Raw genomic sequence first — 24107 nt, 5'->3', positions numbered from 1 at the left:
ATAAGGCCCCTTGAAGGGACATCACGTGCCCGCACCGGCTCTCGCCATGTCCTGATCCAGCCCCGTACTCCGAATAACAAGTGCTCCCCCCGGGAAAGCATCTCTGGCATGACTGGAGAACACGCAATCCGCAGGAACCCGCAACGTGATCTACCTTCCGCCACGCTGGACCACCGTCTTCGTCGACGTACTGATCCAGGAACACGCCTCGTTCTTCGTCCTGGAGAATCCGCTGGACCGGCTGGAAGCCTTCGCCGCGAGAGCCAATTGCCTGCTGGATTTCACCGCGCCCGAGGAGCAACTCGCGGTATTCGAGCGGCTTGAAGCGGTGGTGCATGCCACTGAGGGCTTCAGCAAGACCCTGCCGCCCGGGCATCCATAGCCAGGCGGGCAACACCGCTGGCCGAGCGTGACGGCCAGCCTCGCGCGCAGCGTGCCTATGTAACGGCACGATCCATCCGGAGTCGGGCGAACGGGCAATGGATCCTCTGGCGCCGACCCGAGGGTGATCCCACCCCGGGAACGAGACGCCCCACCCGCTATGCCTCTCCCGGCGGGATCCTGCTTGATGACCTGGCGGGCGGGTGCTGTATGCCGGGGATGACGCCTTCGCTGTCGTAGCGGCGCCTCAGTGCCTGCAGGCGGCTCCACGCTTCGGCCGAGAAGCACCTGGATACCGATCCGGCCCGCTCTTCCAGGTCCATTTCATTGATGTAGTGTCCGGCCGAAGACGGGGACAGTTCGTCATAGAGCGCCTTCAACCAGTCGCGATTCGACGCGTCCGCGTCCGCATCGTTCCACTGCGCGTAGGTCGAGATGAAGAACTTCCCCCCGACCGAGAAGGCAGCATCCGGGTAGTGATGCGCCGGACGGTGGATCAGCAACGAGAACGTGGCGCGCGACGGCCGCTCACCGAAGCGGGCGAGCAGCACGCGCGATGCCGTCTCCGCGTCATCGGTCATGACATTGTCTGCACGATAGCGTTTGGACACCATGGCTTCGTCCGTCTTGTCGTAGATGGACTGGAATCCGCGAAGCTCCTGCTCGTCGAACTCGTTGCCCGTCCACGCGGCGACTGCCGAGAGAAGGTCGGCATGCAGCAGCCTGGTTTCATCATGGTCACCGCAGAACGACGTCGCGCTGAGCGATGCGGCCAGGTCCGCATCACCGGAAAGCGCCACCATCACCTGCATGCGCTTGTCCGCAGCGCGTCCCGACAATGCAAGCAGCACGGAGGCCAGGTGCTTCGGATCGAATCGATAGTTGCGCGCCAGTATCTTCTTCGGCGCAGGCCAGCACTTGATATAGAACCTGACCACCACGACGAAGAGACAGGGACCCGCCCCCCGTGCGGCCCACAGCAGTTCGGCATTCTGATGCGCGTTGGCATGCAGAATCTGGCCGTCGGCGGTGACCACGTCGACCGCCTGGACATTGAACGTGCTCATGCCTCCCCAGGCATCGCAGTTCACCCCGAGCCCGCCCCCGAGTAGAAAGCCACTCAATCCCACACCGCCGCCATGGCCGGTCGGAAAGGCAAGTTCATGGGCGGCCAATGAGCGGCTCAACTGCGCACTGGTAACACCAGGGCCCAGGACGGCAGTACCTTGCTCGGCGTGGATCTCGAGGTCGTTGAGCAACGACAGATCGAGCAGAATGCCTCCGCATTGAAAGAAGCTTCCGGAGTAGCTGTGTCCCGAGCCTTTCACCCCGACCGCCAGGCTATGGGATCGCGCGAAAGCTATCGTCCTTGCGACATCGGAGATCGAAGCGGCGCGGACGATGTACTCGGGATATCGTTCGAATCCCCGTCCATTCCACGCTGCGCCGTAATGCCAGCCCGCATACTCCGCATGATGCCGGGACCGGACTTTTCCATCCAGGCACCGGGAGAATGCACGGAAGTCGTCTGGCCTGATCCTAGAGTGAAGCAGTTCCATGGCTCGCTCCTGGTGAGCATCCTTCGTTGGGGAGACTCGGTGTCGCGCACACGACCTCGCTGGTCGCCGAGTACAGGGGGAGCGGCTTGAGTCCGAGCCGGACCTTGATGCGCTCGTTCAAGCGACCCGCTTCTATGGTCTCGATGCCGTGCGCAAGCGCCCATCTGTATGCGCAGGCGAAACTGACGGTGTAGGGACTGTAGGCCGCGAGGTCATAGCGCATGCCCGCAGACCAGATGCAGAAGACGCCCCTGTCAAGAAAGCAGACCAGGCCGCCAACGACAGCACCCTCCTCTTCAACGAGGACGATGCGCGCCAGATCTCCACAGATCCTGACGAAGCGCGCCAGTGCGTCGGCCGGAAAATACTTCGGCGTACCGTTCCTCGCCGTTGTCTGCTGGCACAGCGACGTCAGTGCTTCGAGGCGGTGATCGAAGGGAGGGCCGATGACGGCCACGGTCCCATCGCTTGCATCGAACTTTCTGAGCTGGCGCGTCATCTCATGGCGCCCCTCTTTGGGAAGCGTCTGAACCAGTTCATCGAAACTGCCGAGTCGGGTCAGGTCCAGGTAGTACCTGTCGACGAGGTGACGGATCATCAACTGCTCGCCGGCAGCCGTCCTCAGTGCATCCGCCTCTGCCACATTCAGCAGGCCGACGTAGTGCACGCCGATATCGGATGCCAGCCGCTTCAGCGCCGCCACCACGACCCGGGGAGCGGATGTGCCCGGGACGCAGACCACCTTGCTGTCGAAGCAGTGCATGACATGGCTGAAGAGTGCCTGCTGGCCGCGATCACCGGCGATGCCGGCCGTGCGTGCAAGCAGACCGAAAGGATCGACGGAATCGACTGCCTGCACATAGGCCGGAAGGAACGCGACGAGCCTCCCCTCGTCCCTTGCCAGGAAATAGTAGGTGGCATTGACGGGCAGCAACGGTGAGCGCTCGGCGGCGTACAGGAATCGCCGGTCGTAGAAGAACGATGCTCCGCTCGCTCGAAAGAAGGCTTGATACTCCTCCTCTTCGACGGCATCGATCGACTGCCTGAGTTCGACTTCAATGGACATCGGAGCTCCCCCGATGAAGACATCGACCCCGTTCGTCCGGCAGCGGGCCACAGCCCGCAGGGCCAACGCGATACCGGGTCAACAGATGGCGCGGACGATCAGGCGATCAGCAGGCGCCGGCCCCTACGACTTGCGGCACTGGAGTATCGATGCATGCGGCTTTTCGACATACGCCTGGAGCGCTTGTGGCACGTCGGCCGCGCCATATCGCTCATCGAGCGCCGGATTCGCCCATCGAATGGCGGTCGCGCCCGCCTTGCCGAGGGCGGCACTGATGGCATCCTCGGACCAGTACCAGGCATACACGCTCGCGTCGTATTGGCGGTAACGCAGATCCAGACGCAAGCGCCCACCCTCCTCGTACGGGTGCTGCGGATCATCCGGCGTCAGGGTGAACCCGCATGCCGCGTAGTAGCCGGGATCGGGTTCGAAGCGCGCGTGGATCGGCAGGGCGATCAGCCTCCCGCCAGGACGAAGCGGCGCCATCATCTCGGCGCACATCTGATCCAGTTCTGCGCGTGTTGTCGCGTAGGGGAGCACATAAACCGCCAGCACCACATCGAATGCACCCTCGCATTCCGGCCCGAGTCTCGAGCGGAACTCGATGGGCACGCCGTCGCGCTCCGCCACGCGGCGGGCATCGTCGAGCATGCCGTCCGCCAGGTCGTATCCCACGACACGGCGTGCGCCTTCGGCCTTCATGGTGCGTGCGTAGAATCCGCTGCCGCATCCGTAGTCGACCACATCCAGTCCCGCGAGCGACCCCAGCGCATGTTTGACGCTGGGTGTCTCGATGTGTTCGCGGAATGGCCAGGTGGCCAGATCTTCGTAGAGAGCGCCAAGCTGATCGAACTGGTTCGCCGATTCCTTGCTCACGTGCCACTCCTTTGCGCTTAGGTTGTGTACCCCGATGCAGCGGTGCGAATGCTGGGCAACGCGGCGTTTTTAAACCGTGATGTCCGTTGTGAATCATCGAAAATTCATCTTCGATCGCGAAGCGGCATGCAGCAAGTAACTCTGGTTACTCGACTGCTCACCTCGAATGCGCCGCTTCACGTGTTTACGATGGTCATCGATGAACCCTCCCTGGAATTTCACAGGCCACAACGTGCAGGGATTCCATCCGGGCGGGATGTGCGGCTTGGAGATGGTCACCGGAGCCAGGGCGATTCAATCCGATTGCGGCGCCTGGATGAAGTATTCGAGATATCGAAGCGCTTTACGGAAGACGCGACTCCCCAACGAGGCATGGGCGCTCACTGTAGCGACGCAAGTCGCGACCGCAGATTCTCGGCGACAGTGCGCCATCGGTCGAGAATGACCCTGTTCTGGAAATCGGAACGCGTGCGATCGCGACTTGCGTCGCTCCTGCAACGGAACGCAACGGGTTACGCCACCCGCGTGCGCCGCGCGCGCTCCAGGTGCACCAGCAGCAATGAAATGGCGGCGGGTGTCATGCCGGGAATGCGCTGGGCCTGGCCAATGGTTTCGGGCTGCACGCGCTCCAGCTTCTGCTGCACTTCGGCAGACAGGCCACGCACGCTGGCGAAGTCGAAGCCGGTTGGGATCGGCGTGGATTCGTTGCGCTGCTGGCGTTCGATCTCGTCGCGCTGGCGGTCCAGGTAGCCGGCGTACTTCACACCGATCTCCACCTGCTCGGCCACCCGCGCATCCTCCACGCCGGGGCCGATCGACGGCACGGCCACCAGCTTGGCGTAGTCCAGTTCCGGACGCTTGATCAGGTCGAGCACGTTGGTCTCGCGGCTGACCTGCACGCCGAGCGTGTCGGCCACTTCGCGGCCCAGGGCATTCGCGGGCGTGGCCCACAGCGCCCGCAGGCGGCCGGTTTCGCGCGCGATGGCTTCGCGCTTGGCCTCGAAGCGCTGCCAACGCGCATCGTCGACCAGACCCAGCGTGCGACCCGTCTCCGTCAGGCGCAGGTCGGCATTGTCCTCGCGCAGCTGCAGCCGATACTCGGCACGGCTGGTGAACATGCGATACGGCTCCTTGGTGCCGTGTGTGATCAGGTCGTCGACGAGCACGCCGAGATAGGCTTCATCGCGTCGCGGCGACCAGGCCTCCTTCTGCTGCACGAAGCGCGCGGCATTGAGGCCGGCGAGCAGTCCCTGCGCAGCAGCTTCCTCGTACCCGGTGGTGCCGTTGATCTGCCCGGCGAAGAACAGGCCGGCCACCGCTTTGGTTTCCAGCGAGGCCATGAGGCCGCGCGGATCGAAGAAGTCGTATTCGATGGCATACCCCGGCCGCGTGATGTGCGCGCGCTCCATGCCGCGGATGCTGCGCACCAGCGCCAGCTGCACATCGAACGGCAGCGAGGTGGAAATGCCGTTGGGGTAGATCTCGGTGACGTCCAGGCCTTCGGGCTCGACGAAGATCTGGTGGCTGGCCTTCTCGGCGAAGCGCACCACCTTGTCCTCGATGGACGGGCAGTAGCGCGGGCCGATGCCTTCGATCTGGCCGGAATACATCGGCGAACGATGCAAGGCGCCGCGAATGATCTCGTGCGTCTGTTCGCTGGTGTGGGTGATCCAGCACGACACCTGGCGCGGATGGTCGGCCACGTCGCCCATGAACGACATCACCGGCAGCGGATCGTCGCCGGGCTGTTCTTCCATCACCGAATAGTCCAGCGAACGGCCATCGATGCGCGGCGGCGTGCCGGTCTTCAGGCGATCCACGAGGAAGGCGCCTTCGCGCAGTCGTTGCGCCAGCGCGGTGGCAGGCGGATCGCCCGCGCGACCACCGGCGTACTGGGTTTCGCCCACGTGGATCTTGCCGGCGAGGAAGGTGCCCGCAGTCAGGACGACCGCAGGCGCATGGAAGGTCAGGCCGGTCTGGGTGATCGCGCCACGCACCGTGTCGTTCTCGATGACCAGATCATCGACGGCTGCCTGGAACAGGGTCAGGTTGGGCTGCGCTTCCACGGCGCGCCGGATCGCGCTGCGGTACAGGGCGCGATCGGCCTGGCAGCGCGTGGCGCGCACGGCAGGCCCTTTCGACGCGTTGAGGGTGCGCCACTGGATGCCGGCCCGGTCGGCCGCCCATGCCATCACGCCCCCGAGCGCGTCGATTTCCTTGACCAGGTGCCCCTTGCCGATGCCGCCGATGGCTGGATTGCAGCTCATCGCACCCACGGTTTCCACGTTGTGGGTCAGCAGCAGCGTGCGTGCGCCGGCTCGCGCGGAGGCCAATGCGGCTTCGGTGCCGGCATGGCCGCCGCCGATGATGATGACGTCGTAGTGGTGGAAGCTGGCATTCATCGTGGGAGTCCGGTACCTGCGCGGATGTCGACAGGCAATGGGATTGGGTCGGGCGGATCCGGCATGCCGGGAGGGCAAAGTTGGCACGCTTCCTGCTGTATTCCCGTGCACCCGTCGTGGCAAGCGACCAGGGGCGCCGGGCTGGTAATTGGAACAGGGGCCAGCCATGCGCACGCCGGGGATGCCGAGGGGCCGGTAGTCGGGGGACTACCGGCCCCTTTTTTATGCGCGCAGGATAGCAGAGACAAGAAAAAGCCCGGCATTGCCGGGCTTTTTGCAGAGGCGCCGACGCCCGGCAGGGCCGGAACAGGGGGGATCCAGATTTCCCCACCGGACGTCGACATTGAACCTTTATTGCCGCTTACGTCAGAAAGCGACGCAACCGGTCAACTGATTGTTCGGAGCCTGCGACGACGGCGAGGGGAAAGCAACGGAAGAACCCCGTCAGGGGGCTGTTTCAGCGCTCCAGCTGACGGGTGGCATTCTCCGAGCGTCCGGATGACGGTCGCGGCGGCGGCGCGGGACGCTCCACTCTGGCCGGTGCCGGGCGCTCCATGCGCTGTTGCGGCCGCTCGACCGCACGCGGCGCGGAGGGCGAAGAAGTCACGCGGGGAGGACGATAGCCACCCTCACTCATGCGTGGCTGGTTGGGCGATGGCATCACGCGGGGCGGGCGATAACCCCCTTCACCCACGCGCGGCTGGCTGGGGGAAGGGATGACCTGGCCAGGACGATTCGGGACCATCGGCTGGGAACCGCCTTCACGCCAGCGACCGGTGGGGTCCCGCCACGGCGGCGGCCGGTTGCCACTTCCTCCATTGCCGGGCGGCTTGGGGGTGTTGTCGCCGGGACGCGGCGGCCGGGGATGGTGGTGCGGCGGGTAATAGGGGTAGTGGGAGCCGTAGTAGCCGTAGTACGGATAGCCGTAATAGCTGCTGTAGCGATAGGGTCCGCCATACCCATACCCACCATACGACCCGACGCCACCGTAGTAGCCGCCGTAGGGATCGTAGTACTGGGTGCTGGGCCGACCGTGGTAATAGCCACCCGGTGCGGTATCACCCACGTAGTCATAGGTCGCACAGCCGCCCAGGGCCAAGCTGGCGAACGCGATGGCGAAAAGAGATGTGCGCTTCATGGCGGAACCCCCGTTACTCTGCCTTTGCAGCATCTGCCCGGCGCATTGAATCAGTGCTTAACCCCTCCGGCTCCGTCCGGGCGCGGAAAGCCCGTCAACACAGGTCTGATGGACGGACGATGCGTTAACCTTTCTGCATGCCGATGCCCTTGCCCACCTTCGACGACGTCCTCGCCGCTGCCGCCCGTATCGCCCCCCACGCACACACCACTCCCGTCCTGCACTCCAGCGCACTGGATGCCTTGGCGGGCTGCGTGCTCCATTTCAAGGCTGAACCGCTGCAACGGACGGGGGCGTTCAAGTTCCGCGGCGCCTGCAACGCGGTCTGGGCGCTCGACGACGCGACGGCAGCGCGTGGCGTGGTGACGCATTCCTCGGGCAACCACGGCGCCGCGCTCGCGCTGGCGGCACGGACGCGCGGCATCGTGTGCCACGTCGTCGTGCCCGAGGGCGCAAATGCCGCGAAACTGGCCAACATCACCCGCTATGGCGCCCACCTGCACACCTGCGCGCCGACGATAGCCGCCCGCGAAGCGGCGGCTGCACGGGTGCAGGCCGAAACCGGCGCCAGCCTGATCCATCCCTACACCCATCCGCACGTGATCGCCGGCCAGGGCACGGCAGCGCTGGAATTGCTGAACGCTCACGGCCCGCTGGATGCCCTGGTCGCACCGGTCGGCGGCGGTGGACTCCTCTCGGGTACCGCGATAAGCGCTGCCGCGACGACCATGGACTGCCGCATCTTCGGTGCGGAACCGGAAGGGGCTGCCGATACCGCCGATTCGCTGGCGGCCGGTGAGCGACGGGTCGACTTTGTTCCCGACACCGTGTGCGACGGCCTTCGCGGTGCGCTCGGCGAACCCAACTTCACCCTGCTGCGCATGCATGCCGTGGAGGCGTTGACCGTGCCCGATGCCGAAACGCTCTCCGCGATGCGGCTGCTGTGGCAATGCCTGAAGCTGGTGGTCGAGCCTTCGTCCGCCATCGCATTGGCGGCGATCCTGCGGCACCGGGAGCGCTTTGCCGGGCAGCGGGTCGGCGTGCTCCTGTCCGGCGGCAACGTCGACCTGGATGCGCTTCCCTGGGAGGCAGCGGCATGAGCACGCGGCGGCGCAAATCAAAGCGTGGCCTTGCGGCCTGGATGTGGCGCCTGCTGTTGCTTGCCCTGGTGTGGCTGGTGTGTGTGGCGGCCTACATCGTGTGGGTGGGGCAGCGGGACGATGCGGCGCGCGCCGATGCGATCATCGTGTTGGGTGCCGCCGCTTACGACGCCAAGCCATCGCCCGTGTTCGAGGAGCGCATCCGCCATGGCATCGATCTGTACAAGCGTGGCATGGCGCCGACACTGATCTTCACCGGCGGCTACGGCGGCTCGGGCGCGCGCTTCTCGGAATCGCAGGTCGCGCGCCGCTACGCGTTGCGCCAGGGCGTGCCGGAGAAAGCGATCCTGATCGAGTCGCTGTCACGCAATACGCACGAGAATCTGCGCCAGGCTTCCCTGCTGATGCAGCAACACAACCTGCACAGCGTCATCATCGTGAGCGATCCGCTGCACATGGCGCGCGCCCTGCGGATCAGTCGCGGCCTGGGCATCCGTGCCGTCGGTTCGCCCACGCCGACCAGCCGCTTCCGCACGTTCGCCACGCGTTGGCGCTTCCTGTTGCAGGAAGTCTATTTCTTCCATCGCGACCGCCTGCCACGCTGAAGGCCTGGCGTATCATCGGCGCGTCGCCCTCCCCCCGGGAATCCACCATGAAGATCGACGGCACGCGCCGGCAGGATCGCGCCACCGAACTCGTCCTCAGCTACTACGCCGCGTTCAATCGCGGCGACTGGGCGAGCATGCTGGCATTGCTGACAGACGACGTGGTGCACGACCTCAACCAGGGCGCGCGCGAGATCGGGCGCGACGCCTTCGCCGCCTTCCTCGGCCGCATGAATGCCAGTTACCGCGAACAGCTGCGCGACATCGTGGTACTGGTCACGCAGGACGGCCAGCATGCCGCCGCCGAATACGTGGTGCATGGCGAATACCACCACACCGACGAGGGCCTGCCAGCCGCGAGTGGCCAGACGTACATGCTGCCGGGCGGTGCGTTCTTCGATATCCGCGACGACCGCATCGCGCGCGTCACCAACTACTACAACCTGCAGGACTGGATCGCACAGGTCGGCGGTTGATTCCCTAGGGTGCGCCCGGTGGCGCCGGATGCGCGCGATCGGGGCGGAAGCCGCTCCTACAGCTTGCGCCTGATCGGGATCTTCGCCAGCGGTACCGCCGCGATGTCTTCTCCCTGCCCGCGGATCGGGGCACCCGGCGGCGGCGCCCAGGCGTGTGCGTAGATGACATCCCAGGTGCTGGGCAGCTTGCCGTCTGCCCGCCGCAGCGGTTCGTACGCGCTGGCAGCGGCAGTGAACCGCGCACGCCCGGTCAGCGTATGCCGGCGATGCTGCAGGGCGTTGGTCGCGCCCATCGCGCGCAGCTCGCGCATCAGGGCCGGCAGGTCGTCGTAGGTCAGGGTGAAGCGGTCGCGATCGAGCACCGGATCGCGGAAACCGGCCATCATCAGCGCATCGCCGAACTGGGCGATCTGCGGGAATGGACTGACATGCGGCACGGCATCGGCATGCGCGAAGGCATCGCGCAGCTCCTGGAGCGTCTCCGGCCCGAAGGTCGAGCACACCAGCAACCCGCCGGGTTTCAGCACGCGGCGGAACCCGTTGAATGCGGCAGGCAGGTCGTCCACCCATTGCAGACTGAGATTGCAGAACAGCACGTCCACCGTCCCTTCGGCCAATGGCAATGCGCGCAGGTCGGCACACACGCGCTGGAACGGCTTCCACCAGCCGGATTGCTTCTTGGCTTCGCGCAACATCGGCAACGCCAGGTCCAGCGCGACCACCTGCGCCTTCGGCCAGCGCTTGCGCATCGCCGCCGCCGCGTGTGCGGGGCCGCACCCCACGTCCAGCACCACGCTGGGCGCTGCGGCGTCCTGCCCTCTTCGCAGGGTGAAATAGTCCAGCGACTCCATCAGCCGCTTTTCCACTTCGTGCTGCAGAGCCGCCGCCGCGTCGTAACCGGCAGCGGAGCGCGAGAAGGCGCGCCGGATATGGCGCTGATCGAAGGTGGTCATGCCGCCACCTCATGCGTGAGGGACTGCATGAAGCGGTCGACTTCTTCCGCCACCCGGTCGGCATGCCCCAGGAACGGCGCGTGCCCGCCCCCGGCGATCTCGACGAAGTGCGCCTGCGGCGCGAGCGCTGCCGCCGCATGCATCGCCTTCGACGGCACCAGCAGGTCGCGGCGACCGGCCAGCCACAGGCTGGGCACGGACAGCGCGGGCAGCGTCGCGCGCATGTCGGATTGCTCCAGCAATTGCAGGCCCGCCTGCAGCGCTTCGGGTGCGGGTTCGCCGCGCGCATAGAGATCGTGTTTCAACGTGCGCAACTCGCTGCGCGCATGTTCGGAGCCCATGGTGTCCAGCGCGAGAAAGCGCTCCAGCGTGCCCGCGTAGTCGTTGCGCAGGTCGGTGCCGAATTGCGCGAATACGCTGGCATCGACCGCGTGCGTCCATGCGTCGCTGCGAACGAAGCGCGGAGTGGAGGCGACCATCGCCAGTCCGCGCACGTGCGGCGACCGCGCGGCGGCCTGCAATGCGAACAATCCGCCCAGTGACCATGCCAGCCACACTGCGGGCGGCGTGCTGGCGAGGATGGCATCGGCGGTGGCGTCCAGCGTCAGCGCGACGTCGCTGCCACGACTGTGGCCATGGCCGGGCAGGTCGACGAGATGGAGGGTGTAGCGGTCGGACAGCCGCTGCACCAGCGGTGCGAACACCCCGCCATGCAGCGCCCAACCGTGCAGCAGCACCAGGGACGGGCCGTTGCCGAGGGATTCGATATGCATGTGCGTATTGTCGCCGATCCCGCCCGGAGCGGGATCACGCAGACGGGATGGCGCGTCGCGTCAGGCGACGGCGCCGTGCACGCGCTGTACCGCATCCCACGAGCGCGCCAGCGTCGTCACCAGTCCATCCACGTCCTGCGGCGAGTGCAGGGCGGACAGGGTGATGCGCAGGCGCGCCTTGCCGTCCGGCACGGTGGGTGGGCGGATGGCGGGCACGAGGTAACCGGCACTGTCCAGCGCGGCGGACAGGGCCAGCGCATTGGCGTCGCTGCCGCACAGCACCGGCTGGATCGGCGATTCGGAAGCCATCAACTGCAGGCCCGCGCGCTGGGCCCCGCTGCGGAAGCGATCCACCAGCGACTGCAGCTTCTCGCGGCGCCAGTGGTCGCGGCGGGCGTGCTTCACGGCGACGCGGCTGGCCGCCGCCAGCGCCGGCGGCAGCGCGGTGGTGTAGATGTAGGGGCGTGCGGTTTCGGCGAGATGCTGGATCAGGATCTCTTCGCCCACGACGACGGCGCCATAACCGCCAAGCGCCTTGCCGAGCGTGACCAGCTGCAGGGGCACGTCGGCCACGCCCATCCGGGCTTCCGCCACGCTGCCGCGGCCGTCCGGCCCGCGCACGCCGACGCCATGCGCGTCGTCGACGAACAGCAATGCCTGCTGCATGCGCGCCACCAGGCTCAACGCACGCAACGGCGCAGTGTCGCCGTCCATGCTGAAGACACCGTCCGTCACCAGCATCGCCGCGCCGTCCGCCTGCAGCTTGAGCTGGCGCAATGCGCCTTCCGGGTCGAGGTGCGGGTAACGCCGCAGCCTGGCACCCGCCAGCCGCGTCGCATCGAGCAGGCTGGCGTGGTTGAGCCGGTCCTGCACACAGACGTCCCCGTCTTCCAGCAGGGCCTGCTGCACGGCGAGGTTGGCAAGGAAGCCACTGCCGAACAACAGCGCACGCGGATAACCCAGCCATTCCGCGATGTCGCGCTCGAGTCCTTCGTGGGCGGCGTGGTGGCCGCTGACCAGATGCGATGCGCCCGCGCCCGCGCCTTCGCGCGCAGCGGCGTCCTGCAGCGCATTGGTCACTTCGAACTGCTGTGCCAGGCCCAGGTAGTCGTTGCTGCTGAATTCGGTCAGCCACCGGCCATCGACCTCCACGCGCACGCCGTCGCGCCGGCTGACGATGCGGCGTGTGCGCTGGCGGGCCAGCGCCACGCGTTGCTGGCGCTGGGCAAGGATGCGGTCGTGCAGGTCAGGGCGGGTCATGGTGTCGGCACCGGATACGGAGGATCGCGTCGGCGGATGCGGCCGGGACGCAGCGACGCCGACGCGCCGGTCCGCGATGCCCGCGCCGGCGTGATGGCCTTCGTCCTGCCCCTGTCGTTCCCCCGACTACGCCGCCTGGCCGCAGTGCGGCGCAGGGTGGGTGATGTCGGCATGCACCGTACCGCTGCCCGGGGCATCGGTTCTGTGATGCTCGTGCACGTTTTCCACCTGCACCCTCATCGGCCGCAGCCCCAGGCGTGCGAACAGCGCCTGGTCGCGCTCGGTGTCGGGGTTGCCGGTGGTCAGCAGCTTCTCGCCGTAGAAGATCGAATTGGCGCCGGCCAGGAAGCACAGCGCCTGCAGCTCGTCGCTCATGGCCTCGCGTCCCGCCGACAGCCGCACCATGGAGGCCGGCATCGCGATGCGGGCGACCGCGATGGTGCGGACGAATTCGAACGGATCCAGTTCGGTCGTCCCGTGCAGAGGGGTGCCCGCCACCTGCACCAACCGGTTGATCGGCACCGAGTCCGGATGCGCGGGCAGGTTGGCCAGCGCCTGCAGCAGGCCGGCGCGCTGGTCACGCGACTCGCCCATGCCGACGATGCCGCCGCAGCAGGTCTTCATGCCGGCATCGCGCACATGCGACAGCGTGTCCAGGCGGTCCTGGTACTCGCGCGTGTGGATGATGTCGCCGTAGAACTCCGGCGCAGTGTCCAGGTTGTGGTTGTAGTAGTCCAACCCGGCGTCCTTCAGCGCATGTGCCTGCTCACCGCTGAGCATGCCCAGCGTGGCGCAGGTTTCCAGGCCCAGGGCCTTCACTCCACGGATCATCTCGGCGACCTTCGGGATGTCGCGGTCCTTCGGCGAACGCCAGGCCGCGCCCATGCAGAAGCGCGACGCACCGGCCGCCTTGGCCTGCGCGGCTTTCGCCAGCACCCGTTCGGCATCCATCAGTTTCTGCGCGTTCACGCCGGTGTCGTAGCGCTGGGCCTGCGGGCAGTACGCGCAGTCCTCCGGGCATCCGCCGGTCTTCACCGACAACAGGGTCGAGACCTGTACTTCGGCGGGATCGAAATGACGGCGGTGCACGGCCGATGCCCGGTGCAGCAACTCCGGGAACGGCAGGTCGAACAAGGCCAACAGCTCCTCGCGCTGCCAGTCGTGGCGCAGCACCGGCGCATCGCTCGAAATGTGAGAGGACATGGTGGCCTTGGGGAATTAGAGTCGGGGAAGTCTGGAAACCGGGCTGCGCCCTGTCAACCGCATGGATGCTCTGAAAGTTGACGGCTTTTATCGATGGGCCAGCACGTTGCTGCTCGCCCCACGCTGCCTGGTCTGCCGCGAACGTGGCGCCAACGGCGTCGATCTGTGCGCGTCATGCACCGAACAGCTTCCATGGAACAGGTCTTCATGCGTCCGCTGCGGATTGCCGATGCCGGTCCCCGGCGAATGCGGAGACTGCCTGCGGCAGCCTCCCGTGCTGACGCACACCCGGGCGGTGTTCGTATACGGCTTTCCGCTGGACCGGTTGGTCCCGCGCTTCAAGTTCCACCGCGACCTGGCCGCCGGGCAACTGATGGCGGAGCTGATGGTCGGTGTCCTCGCTTCCGCGCCGAGGCCGGAGGCGATCGTGCCTGTGCCGCTGCATGCACTGCGCCTGCGAGAAAGGGGCTACGACCAGGCGCTGGAACTCGCCCGCCCGCTGGCCACCGCACTCGGCCTTGCCCTTCGTGCGGACCTGGTGCAACGCACTCGGTCGACACATGCGCAGTCGGAACTGGACGCCGAACAGCGGCGGCGCAACCTCGCCCGTGCATTCACCGCACGAGACACTGCATCACTGCCCGGTCATGTGGCGCTGGTCGACGACGTGATGACCACCGGCGCGACCTTGCACGCCGCCGCGCACGCGCTGCTCAGGGCAGGCGTGCGACGCGTGGATGCGTGGGTCTGCGCGCGCGTGCCGTGACCGGCACGCCGCAGGTCAGGGCGCGCCGGTGGCCGTGACCCGGCATTGCAGGGTCAGCACGATCTGGCCCGACACCGGAAAACTGGCAATCGGTATGCCGGCACCCTGCAGGTCGGCCACCGGCACGGTGGCACCCGGGCAGAGTGCGCCATTGGAAGCGGCGCAGCTGGCCGTGGGGCCCGGGTCGGCGCAGGCCAGGCCGCTGCCGGGCGTATCGAAGATCCGCATGCCATCCGCCGCACTGGGACCGTTGTTGATGGCAGTCAGGGTGAAGGTCGCGACATCCCCCGAGGTGACGGCGCCGGGCGTGGCCACCTTGCTGATCGACACGTCCGCACGTGGAATCCGCACGTTGCGGAAGCGGCAGGCCAGCTGGTCGCCCGCCACCGGCGTGATCGCAAACGAGGCAGCACTGCCACTGGGCGCCTGGCCACCGCTGCGCGCGTTGGTGCAGGCATAGGTCGTGGTGTAGTCGGCCAGGTTCGCACCCCCTGCACCGGTCTCGGCGAAGGTGTAGCTGCTGCCCGCCGTGGCGGGGCTGACGATCGCCGTCTGCGCGGGCGTGCTGGTGGCGCCGGTCGTGGTCACCGCCGCGTCTGCCCCTGCACCGGTTCCGGCAATGGTGAGCGCGAACTGGTCCGTGGCCTGCAGGCGACCGTCGGGCAGTTCCTTGCTCAGGCGCAGGATGGGCCGCGCCGTGTTGGTGATCGTGCAGACGATCTGGTTGTTGGCGGCGGGCGTGACGTTCCATGTCGGGGCCGCGCCCGCGGGCGTGAACGCCACGCCGTTGCGGGTGCAGCTGATCGACGCGGTATAGGCACCCGCCAGTGTGGACGCGCTCCCGCTCACCATCACGTCACGCAGGTAATACGTCGTGCCCGTGGTGACGGGCAGCGCACCGGTGCTCGCCTGCTGACCGACGCCGCTGCCGGAGGTGGTGGCCTCGCGCACGGTGCCCGCCGCCGACGTCGTGCCGATCTGGACCGTGAACTGGTCGCTCGCGTCGGCGCGCGGGGCGCCCAGCGCCTTGTTCAAGGTGATGGTGGTGCCGTTGCCGGTGATGGAACCGTTGCAGCCGGTCGCGCTGGCCGCCGCGCCCGGATCGCGGAACGCAGTCGCCGGAATGATCGCGGTACCGCCGCCCGGCAGCGTCCAGCGCAGGCGAGCGAAGTTGATGCCGCCATGGTTGAGCCAGTAGACGCGCACCAGCGCGCAGCTGTTCGCATTCGTCGCGGTGAAGCTGCCCAGCGTGGCGTACGTGGTCTCGCCCGTCGTCCAGTCGTTGACCACCCCCACGGGGACGTCATACGAGGCCGAACGGTAGTTGGTGTTGGCGTAATCGCTGGAGAGCCCGATTTCGACGTTGTCGTCGTGGGCAACGCTGAGGTTGTAGGTGCCCGCCTGCGGGAACTGGATCAGCGCGTATGACACTCGACCCATGGCCTGGAGGCCGCAGGACGTGGCGCTGGCCACTGCACTGTCGAGGTTGCAGAGGTTGTAATCCGCCTGCCGGTAGTTGATGTCGGTCGCGGTGCCGGTACGCACGGCATTGGCGGCGTTCGCGGCGATCGCACGCAATGCATTGAGCCGGTCCGCGCCGGTACCGGTGTTGTTCGCGAACGTGGGGCGACCCGCCGGGCCAGTGTAGACAGCCCCGACACGCGAATTGCCACGGTAGTCCTCCCAGCGCACCGTCTGGGCGGCCGCATTGCCCAGGCAAAGGACCAGCAACATACCCGCCAGCCAACGCCCGCTCTTCATCGAAGGGAATCCTGCGATTCCCGCCCCCCTGTCATGTTTCGCCATGGTCGCGCGTTACGTGATGTCACCCTTTGGAAATGAGAAAACTATCACGCTTTTCGCGGCGGATCATGAAGACCACCAGCCCCCCGGAACCGACAGATCCAGCGCCAGACCGGCAAATATCGCCGCGCCTATCCAGTTGTTGTGCAGGAACGCCCGGAAGCATGCTTCCCGTCCCCGGTGGCGGGCCATGACGAACTCCCACGCGACCAGGAACGTGGCCACTCCCAGGGCCGCCCAGTAACAAGGCCCCAGGGCCGCCTGTCTTCCCACCAGGTACAAGGCCAACAGCACCAGCGCATACAGGACGCCCTGGATGACCAGATCAAGATCACCGAAAAGGATCGCGGTGGACTTGGACCCCGCCCGGATATCGTCCTCGCGGTCCACCATCGCGTACCAGGTGTCGTAGGCGGTGGCCCACAGGATGTTGGCGCCATACAGCACCCACGCCACCGGCGGCACCTCGCCCTGCACGGCGGCAAACGCCATCGGGATGCCCCAGCCGAAGGCGAGCCCCAGGTAGACCTGCGGCAGGTAGGTGTAACGCTTCAGGTACGGGTAGCTCGCCGCCAGGAAAACGCCGACGACGCTCAGCCAGGCTGTGAGCCTGTTCAACGTCAGCACAAGCCCGAAGGCCACCAGCATCAGCACGGCGAACACCAGCAACGCCTCACGCCCACTGACGGCCCCGGTCGCGAGAGGGCGATCGCGGGTGCGTTCCACCTGCGGATCCAGCCAGCGATCGGCGTAGTCGTTGATCACGCAACCCGCCGAGCGCGTCAGCCACACCCCGGCCGTGAACACGAACAGCGTCCACAGCGGCGGCACCCCATCGGAGGCCAGCCACAGCGCCCACCACGTGGGCCACAGCAACAGCAACACGCCGATCGGACGATCGCCGCGCACCAGTTTCCAGTACTGCCCCAGGCGCTCGCGCCAGCGCGGTACTGCAGCCGCTTCAAAACGCTCGTATGTCATGTCGGAAAGGGTAGCAGGCCCGCCGCCAGCCCCCGATTCCCCCGCCTGCACGTCGAAGTGGGCCAACCTGCCGGTTTGCGGCTAGAATGCCCGTCCCGTGCGCCTGTAGCTCAGCCGGATAGAGTAGTGGCTTCCGAAGCCATTGGTCGGGGGTTCGAATCCCTCCAGGCGCGCCATTTCTCCGCGGCATCGACGCGCGGGGCCACGAAAGCGCTACCCTCACCGCGATGGGTCCCGGTCCGCTCGCGCATCCACTGCATCCTGCCTTCGTGGCACCTGACGCCGTGTCCTTCCCCGATGTCACCGATGTCCGACCTAGCGGCCCGCGCGCTTGAACTGTTCGACGCGTATGTCGATCTGACACCGTCGCAGCGTTGCGCTGCCTTGGCACGGCTCAGGAAAAGCGACCCCGCACTGCACGATGCCCTGCACAGGCTGCTGGTCGCCGACGCCGCAGAGCACGCGCTGCAGAGCACCGCGTTCGACGCCCTCATCGGTCTTCCGGAGCACGACGATGCCGACCTTTCCTCGTCGCGCATCGGCAACCGCCTGGGACCGTGGCGCATCGACGGCGTGCTGGGGACCGGTGGCATGGGCACGGTCTACGAAGCCAGTCGCGTCGACGGGCAGTACAACAAGCGGGTCGCACTCAAATGCATCCGTGCCGAGATGTCCTCACCGGCATTGATCGATGCCTTCATGCGCGAACGCAACCACCTCGCGCAACTCGATCATCCCCACATCGCCGCCCTGCTCGACGGCGGCGTCGAGGAAGATGGTCGGCCCTGGTTCGCGATGCGACTGGTCGATGGCATCTCGATCGATCTCTGGGCCGACCAGCAACGTCTGACACTGCACGAGCGCGTGGCGCTGCTCCTGCAGGCGTGCCAGGGACTGCAGTACGCGCACGCGCACGGCGTGCTGCACCAGGACATCAAACCCGGCAACATGCTGGTATCGACGGACGGACGCGTCCATCTGCTCGATTTCGGTCTCTCCACCGTCATAGACGGAAGGGGTGGCGCCTCACCCCCACGGATCGCGGTCTCCCATGGCTACACCTCGCCCGAAGTGCTCGCGGGCGGGATACCATCCGCGGCCAGCGACATCTACTCGATCGGCGTGGTGCTGTATCAGCTGCTGGTCGCGGATTGGCCGTGCCCACTGCCGCCACTGCATGCCGGCCTCGTCGCGCAGCCAGCAACACCGGTGCGCGCGCCCTCCGGGTTGGCGGTCGCGGCATCCGCCGACGTCGCCTGGAAGCGCAAGTGCGGCAACAGCCGGCAGCTGTGCAGGCGCCTGCAGGGCGACCTGGATGCAATTGCATTGAAGTGCGTCGCTGTCTCGCCGGACGAACGCTATGCCGGCATCGGCGCCTTGGCCGACGACCTCGATCGCTGGCTCAGCCGGCGGCCGGTGGCGGCGCGCAAAGGTGGCCGTCGCTACGTCCTGCAGCGTTTCCTGCAACGCAATGCGCTCGCCAGCGTGCTGGCCGTCAGCGTGATCGTGGTTGCGGCGACCGGCGCCAGCGTGCTGGCATGGTTCCATCTTCGCGACCGGCAGGAGATGCGTGACATGCAGGCGGTGTCCGCCCTGTTCGAACAGACACTGGGCGCGGCAACTCTCTCGGGACTCGCCGAAGCTCGCCCTTCCTCCCGGCAGCTGCTCGAGAAATCCGAAGCGCACCTGCGCGAACTCCAGCTGCAGTCCAGCCCCGCCATCAAGGCACGAGCCCTCGCGTCGCTGGCCCGCAGCTACGCCTTGCTCGGCGACTATGAGCATGCGCTTGCGCTGGCCGGTGAAGCCAATCTCCTGTTGGCGGATGATCGCGTGCACCAGTCCGATACGCAGGCGATGCTCGCTACCCTGCTCAACCTCCAGTCCCGCCATGCCGAAGCGCGCGAGGTGGCCGCAGGGGGCTTGGAGCAGGCGACTTCGACACGCCCGACCGCCGACATGACCACGCTCGGCCTGCTGACGGAGCTGGCACGCGCGAACTGGGGCCTGTCGGAATATGACGCTGCATTCGATGCCCTGAACTTCGCGCAGGAAACTGCCGCCGGCATGCCCTCACGCGTTGCGCTCGACACCCGCGTCGAACTGCTCATCCTGCGCGGCCAATGGCACCTGCAGCCGTTGAACCTGCCCGAGGCCGCCCGCGACCTTCAACGCGCCATCGACCAGGCAGGCACGAGATCCCCCGCGCTGGCAGACAATGCCCGCGAAGCGCGCTTGTCCCTGCTGCTGTCGCAGGCGCGTCATGCAGAAGCCGGCGCGCTGGCGGAATCACTGCTGGCCTCGCGCCGCCAGCGACTGGGGTCGACGCATCCGGACACTGTGCGCAGCGAACGACTGCAGTTGGAAGTGAAGTACCAACAGTCCGGCGGGGAGGCCATCCAACCCGCCGCAGTAGAGAAGGTGCGCGAAGCGATCATCGCAGCTTACGGAACGCGACACCCCGAGTACGCACGCCTGCTGATGCTGGAGGCCCGTCTGCGGCTGCACGAAGATCCAGCCAGTGCACTCGCACTCGCCAGCCAGGCCTCCCAACTGCTGGAGCAGATGCTCGGCCCGCGCCACCAGGCTACGCTCGCAGCCAAGGAAGAACAGGGCCGCGCGCTCATCGCGGCTGCGGGCCGTCAGTCAGACGCCGATGCCAGTGCCTCGTTGGCGCAGGCCATTGGCCTGCTGCAGGAGGTTGTCCACGCCACCCGTCAGCACCACCAGCCCTCCCCCGCCGCCAAGTTCTGGCTGGCGCAGGCGCTGATCCAGCGGGCCGGCCACAGCAGGCCTGCAAACCTGGATGACAGGCAGCAGGCGGAAACCCTGCTGCAGGATGCGTTGGTGGAAGCGAGCCGCCACCTGGGTACCAGTCACGCGCTGACGAAGCATATCCGCCAGTCGCTGGTGCGGAACTACCAGCCGGATACATCCGATAGCGCACCGACAGCCCTTGGCCCCTAGGCCTCGGGCTCACCAACGCGTGGGCATGCGCGCGCCGGACGACGCTGCCGGGCGATCCTTCGCCCGTGATGAGGTCAGTAGGTTCCGACCAGGTTGAGGAACCAACCCTTGTGGTCGTAATCGAAGTCGGTCAGGTCGTCGCTGAAGTCGGTGAAGTTGTAGCCCACGCCGACGCGGAAATTCTTGTTGAGGTCGCGGTCGACGCCCACCAGGAAGCCCTGTTTCGTGCCGCCGTTGTCGACGTCCAGCCAGCGATACTCGGCCAGCGCGTGCCACTGCGTGCGCAGGTCGTAACGCACCTGCGCCGCTGCGAACGTGGTCGCCGAATCCAGCCACGCACCCGTGCCGCGCCCCATCCGCACCTCGCCCTCTCGACGGGCCAGCTTGCCGGCGAACTCCCAGTGCTGATCCGGCTTGTAAACGCCCTCGAACGACAGGATCTGCGACTTCTGGTCGTACTCCGCCCCACCCAGCTGGCCCAGCGTGGCCAGGTCGTACAGATACGTGTAGCGGCCGAACAGGCCCCAGCGCTGGCTGTTCCACGGGCGGTAGGCGAAGCCCACGTTGCCTTCGATGAACTTCGCGCCTGCCAACGGATTGAGCTGGTCGTCGGTATCGGCGTAGTTCAAGCGTGCGGCGATGCGCCAGCTCTCGTTGATCTTGTGGGTCAGGCGATTCGTGCTGACCCACTGCTCGCGCTGCTCCGCACCGGAATCCTCGCGCCACTCCAGCTTGCTCTGCCAGTCCGTATCCGGTGAGGTGCGCCCGCCGGACACACTGATCGCGCGACGATCGACATTGCCGCCGCTCGAATTCGTCAGCTCGCCATCGGACAGCGTGAAGCCCATGTTCCAGCCTTGGGCCGGATAGAAATCCATGCCGAAGGTGTGTGCCAGGCCCGACTCGTTGCGCTCCTTCAGGAACTGGCTTTCGTTGTACAGGTTGACCTGGTTGGACAAGCGCCAACGCTGGCCCAGCGTCCAGCCATTCTGCGCATTGCGGGTGAACAGCGAATCGTAGGCCGTGGTGTCGGTGGAGTACGTGTACGCGCCGTACACGGAATGCTCGGCCGTCAGGCGATGCTCCGCCGACACGGTGGCGCCTTCGCCACGGTCGCCGGTGGTCACTTCCGCGCCGACCGAGGATTGGTTGCCGTACAGGTACTTGCCGCCCAACGTCAGCGCGTTGTTGTCGGCGTACTGGCCCCCATCGTCATCCAGCGTGAACTGACCGACACCGTACAGTTCCAGCGTGCTTCCGAAGCGATGCTGGTACTTCAGTGCGCCCAGCGTGCCCGCGACGTCGGTCGACGTGCTTTCCTGATCCACACGACGCAGTTCGGCGCTGAACGTGCTGGCATCATTGATGCGCCATTCCAGCGTAGCCTGCGCCTGCGTCAGTGATTCCGCACCACTCTCGGCCCGCGTGTAGCGCGTGTACAGGCCCAGATTGGGGGTGAACTGGCCCAGCAGCTCGGCACCATACTCGGTCACCGGACGGCCGGTGTCGTAGCGCGAGATCGAGTAGCCGGCACTGGCATTGCGCCACCAGGCCCCCACGCTCCAGTCCTGTTCCGTCCAGCCCAGTTCCTTGAAATTGGCGCGGGCTTCGAGCGACTTGGCCTCGCCCTCGCGGAACATGGCCGTGTTGTTCTGCTGGATGAAGCTCAGGCCACCGTTGTCGGAGAAGAACACCGGCGCACCGAATGATTCGGTCTGCGCGTACTCGGCCTTGACATAGGTGCCCTTGCCCGCCTGCAGCGTCAGGTCCCCGGCGGCCAGCGTGTAGTCCTGCCCCGCCCGGTTCTCCTGCACGTAGGTGGCACCCACGCCCACATGGTTGCCGAACCAGTGCTTGCCGCGGAAGCCGGCGGTGACGTCGTCGGCATCGAAGCCGGACGGCACCCATTCGTAGTCCACGATCAGGCGCTGCTCGAAGCCGTCCAGCGGCGTGTCGCGCGTCAGCGTGGGAATGTTCTCGCGGGTGATCTGCGTCAATGGGCGCGTCAGCAGGATGCGGCCCTGCAGTTCGTCGATCTCGTAATCCGCACCACGCTGCAGGACCACACGGTTTTCCGTGCGGCCCGTGGTCAGGTCGCGGATCTCCAGCGTCACGATGTCCGAGCCCGGCAGCAGGTCGGTGTGGCGCAGGTAGTAGAGGCTGCCGCCCGTGCCGATGAATTCGTTGTGGCCGGGTGCCGTTTCAGCCTGCGAGCCGAACATGCGCAGTTCGGTTCCCGGGTCGCCCCAGCGGTTGGTCGCGATGGAACGCCAGTTCAACGCCGCGCCGTACAGCGAGCGCTGGTACTGTGCGTACTCGGTGCCGGTGATGCCGGTGCTGTAGTTGCCCCACAGCGCCTGGTTCTTGTCCCAGTCCACGCGCAGGTAGAAGCGCCCCATCGTATCCACGTCACGATAGGTCGTGGAATCGTCGCCATACACCGGGTAATAGAGGTCCGGATCCAGCCGGCGGAACACGTCCTGCGGATCGGCCTGGGTGAATCCGTTGAACAGTCGATCCAGGTCGCGCTGGGTGGTGTCCGCCTGCGCGGTCACCAGGTACTTGCCGGCATACTTGGCCTTGCCGTAGAACGCCAGGCGACCGTCGCTGATGACATCATCCTCGTAGCGGCTGTCATTGGCGAACGGCTCAACCGAACCGCTGACCTTGTTCTGCGCGATGGTGACGTCGGCCAGGCCGACGCCGAAGAAGTAGCGTCCGGTGACGTCCACGTCCAGGGTGTGGGAGCCCGTGGCCGAATCCTTGCCTCCGGCGCTCTCGCCACTCAACCCGATATCGAAACGGTGCCGCCCGACGGGCACGAGATACTCGGCGACGAACTTGCGTTCCTGGTCGACCGGATAGCTTTCGCCATTGATCGTCAGCGATGCCGACTGTGGAATGTTGCGACCCTGGATACGGATGCGCGAGCCATACATCGCGATGTTCTGCTGGCGCAGACCATTCTCGGAAAACACGTCGCCCAGCAGGCTCTGCGCTTGCGCTTGCTCGCCACTCAACGCACTGCCCAGCGAGCGTTCCACGCTGTCGCGCAGCAGGTTGGTACCGCGCTCGGCTTCTTCCGGCGACACCAGCTGCAAGGTCCGCGGATGGGTTTCGTCGAAGCTGTCGTTGTCCCCGTAGGCGCGCAGCACGTACACCAGCTCGTCACCCTTGCGGAAGGGGTACTTCGACGGCAGCACGCCCGCCCATTCCACACTGCTGACCGCTGCAACCTCCATCGGAATGGTGGCGATCGGCTCGATCAGGTCGCCGTCGCTGCTGCGGTACAGCGAGATCTCCAGACGCTTGATGAAGGCCGGGTAGTTGCCGCGCGCATAGAACTGCACCGGCTTGGTGATGCGTTCGCCATCGAAGGCCACCACCGACGGCGCGGACACCGACAGCTCGGGCTGGCCCAGCGTGGGATCTTCCGTCGCCCAGATGACGCCTCCGCCCGGCAGGTCGATGGAGAACTTGCCCACGGCGGTCGCCTTGCCTGGCTGCTCCATCGCCACGGTGACGCGGCGGTCCGGCTGGAGGGCTTCCGACGATGAGCGCTCGCTCGTTTCCCGCGTGACCGGCTTGTCGTAGCTGCGCGTCCTCAGGCGGAACAGCAGTCCCTCCTCTCCCGTGCACGTCTCGGCGTTGCAGTCCACCGGCGTGGCCATGCCGTCGGCACGATCCTTCGCCGCCTGCGTACCTGCATCCGTCTGGGCGCCCGCCAGCGGGGCCGTGCCCGCCAGCAGACTGATCAGCGTGACATCCAGCAGCTTCATCTTCATACGCTTCTTCATGACA

The 24107-nt window shown here is 66.6% G+C and carries 18 protein-coding genes and 1 tRNA gene; 7 read left to right on the top strand and 12 right to left on the bottom strand.

From position 1 onward, the window contains the following. Positions 1 to 145: 145 nt before the first annotated feature. Complete coding sequence (locus tag AC3DET_RS17540; RefSeq protein WP_488392453.1) at positions 146 to 382, top strand: hypothetical protein; 237 nt, start codon at positions 146 to 148, stop codon at positions 380 to 382. A gap of 157 nt (positions 383 to 539) precedes the next feature. On the opposite strand, the gene AC3DET_RS17535 is transcribed toward AC3DET_RS17540, so the two are convergent. The 5 genes from AC3DET_RS17535 to AC3DET_RS17515 all read right to left on the bottom strand — a co-directional run bounded on the left by AC3DET_RS17535 (position 540) and on the right by AC3DET_RS17515 (position 7422). Then, positions 540 to 1940, bottom strand: a complete 1401-nt coding sequence (locus AC3DET_RS17535; protein WP_488392452.1) for an FAD-binding oxidoreductase — start codon at positions 1938 to 1940, stop codon at positions 540 to 542. Further along, positions 1921 to 3006, bottom strand: a complete 1086-nt coding sequence (locus AC3DET_RS17530; RefSeq protein WP_488392451.1) for a GNAT family N-acetyltransferase — start codon at positions 3004 to 3006, stop codon at positions 1921 to 1923. Before AC3DET_RS17530 ends, AC3DET_RS17535 begins: the two co-directional genes overlap by 20 nt. A 123-nt stretch (positions 3007 to 3129) precedes the next feature. Continuing rightward, entirely contained in the window at positions 3130 to 3882 is a 753-nt protein-coding gene (locus AC3DET_RS17525) for a class I SAM-dependent methyltransferase (protein ID WP_488392450.1), read from the bottom strand. 512 nt (positions 3883 to 4394) lie between these two features. Next, positions 4395 to 6284, bottom strand: a complete 1890-nt coding sequence (mnmG, locus tag AC3DET_RS17520; RefSeq protein ID WP_488392449.1) for a tRNA uridine-5-carboxymethylaminomethyl(34) synthesis enzyme MnmG — start codon at positions 6282 to 6284, stop codon at positions 4395 to 4397. Positions 6285 to 6741: 457 nt separating this feature from the next. After that, positions 6742 to 7422 carry a hypothetical protein gene (locus tag AC3DET_RS17515; protein WP_446539493.1) on the bottom strand — a complete coding sequence of 227 codons (681 nt, stop codon included), beginning with the start codon at positions 7420 to 7422 and terminating at the stop codon, positions 6742 to 6744. Positions 7423 to 7559: 137 nt separating this feature from the next. Here AC3DET_RS17515 and AC3DET_RS17510 point away from each other — a divergent pair, with 137 nt between their 5' ends. From AC3DET_RS17510 to AC3DET_RS17500, 3 genes are read left to right on the top strand one after another with little or no spacing between them, the layout of a single operon-like run. Then, positions 7560 to 8522, top strand: a complete 963-nt coding sequence (locus AC3DET_RS17510; protein WP_488392448.1) for a pyridoxal-phosphate dependent enzyme — start codon at positions 7560 to 7562, stop codon at positions 8520 to 8522. Next, the gene (locus tag AC3DET_RS17505; protein ID WP_488392447.1) at positions 8519 to 9127 is read left to right on the top strand and encodes a YdcF family protein; all 609 of its coding nucleotides are present in this window, start codon (positions 8519 to 8521) and stop codon (positions 9125 to 9127) included. Before AC3DET_RS17510 ends, AC3DET_RS17505 begins: the two co-directional genes overlap by 4 nt. Positions 9128 to 9174: 47 nt before the next feature. After that, positions 9175 to 9603 (top strand): ketosteroid isomerase-related protein, encoded by a 429-nt coding sequence (locus tag AC3DET_RS17500; protein ID WP_192203294.1) that lies wholly within the window; start codon positions 9175 to 9177, stop codon positions 9601 to 9603. A gap of 56 nt (positions 9604 to 9659) precedes the next feature. Here the strand turns inward: AC3DET_RS17500 and bioC are convergent, their stop codons facing one another. The 4 genes from bioC to bioB all read right to left on the bottom strand — a co-directional run bounded on the left by bioC (position 9660) and on the right by bioB (position 13792). Next, a complete protein-coding gene (bioC, locus tag AC3DET_RS17495) occupies positions 9660 to 10556 on the bottom strand; it encodes a malonyl-ACP O-methyltransferase BioC (protein WP_446539490.1) in 897 nt (298 codons plus the stop codon). Then, positions 10553 to 11329 carry a pimeloyl-ACP methyl ester esterase BioH gene (gene bioH / locus AC3DET_RS17490; RefSeq protein ID WP_446539489.1) on the bottom strand — a complete coding sequence of 259 codons (777 nt, stop codon included), beginning with the start codon at positions 11327 to 11329 and terminating at the stop codon, positions 10553 to 10555. The genes bioC and bioH overlap by 4 nt, the downstream gene beginning before the upstream one ends. Before the next feature lie 60 nt (positions 11330 to 11389). Further along, complete coding sequence (gene bioF / locus AC3DET_RS17485; RefSeq protein WP_446539488.1) at positions 11390 to 12589, bottom strand: 8-amino-7-oxononanoate synthase; 1200 nt, start codon at positions 12587 to 12589, stop codon at positions 11390 to 11392. Positions 12590 to 12715: 126 nt separating this feature from the next. Next, positions 12716 to 13792 (bottom strand): biotin synthase BioB, encoded by a 1077-nt coding sequence (gene bioB, locus AC3DET_RS17480; RefSeq protein ID WP_488392446.1) that lies wholly within the window; start codon positions 13790 to 13792, stop codon positions 12716 to 12718. A 61-nt stretch (positions 13793 to 13853) separates the two neighbouring features. Here bioB and AC3DET_RS17475 point away from each other — a divergent pair, with 61 nt between their 5' ends. Then, positions 13854 to 14558 carry a ComF family protein gene (locus AC3DET_RS17475; protein ID WP_488392445.1) on the top strand — a complete coding sequence of 235 codons (705 nt, stop codon included), beginning with the start codon at positions 13854 to 13856 and terminating at the stop codon, positions 14556 to 14558. Positions 14559 to 14573: 15 nt separating this feature from the next. On the opposite strand, the gene AC3DET_RS17470 is transcribed toward AC3DET_RS17475, so the two are convergent. Together AC3DET_RS17470 and ubiA are read right to left on the bottom strand one after the other, a co-directional pair. After that, positions 14574 to 16319, bottom strand: a complete 1746-nt coding sequence (locus AC3DET_RS17470) for a hypothetical protein (protein ID WP_488392444.1) — start codon at positions 16317 to 16319, stop codon at positions 14574 to 14576. Between the two features lie 108 nt (positions 16320 to 16427). Next, positions 16428 to 17342: a 4-hydroxybenzoate octaprenyltransferase gene (gene ubiA / locus AC3DET_RS17465; RefSeq protein ID WP_488392443.1), complete on the bottom strand. Its 915-nt coding sequence runs from the start codon at positions 17340 to 17342 to the stop codon at positions 16428 to 16430. Positions 17343 to 17441: 99 nt separating this feature from the next. On the opposite strand from ubiA, the gene AC3DET_RS17460 reads away from it, so the two are divergent. After that, positions 17442 to 17518, top strand: a tRNA-Arg gene (locus tag AC3DET_RS17460). 130 nt (positions 17519 to 17648) lie between these two features. Continuing rightward, on the top strand, positions 17649 to 20306 hold the full coding sequence (locus AC3DET_RS17455; protein ID WP_488392442.1) for a serine/threonine-protein kinase: 2658 nt from the start codon (positions 17649 to 17651) through the stop codon (positions 20304 to 20306). 74 nt (positions 20307 to 20380) lie between these two features. Here AC3DET_RS17455 and AC3DET_RS17450 read toward each other — a convergent pair whose 3' ends face one another. Continuing rightward, a complete protein-coding gene (locus AC3DET_RS17450) occupies positions 20381 to 24103 on the bottom strand; it encodes a TonB-dependent receptor (RefSeq protein WP_488392441.1) in 3723 nt (1240 codons plus the stop codon). Positions 24104 to 24107 lie beyond the last annotated feature (4 nt).

It is taken from the genome of Pseudoxanthomonas sp. 97-1-1 (assembly GCF_057773125.1).
This window is presented reverse-complemented; position numbering and strand designations above follow the sequence as displayed.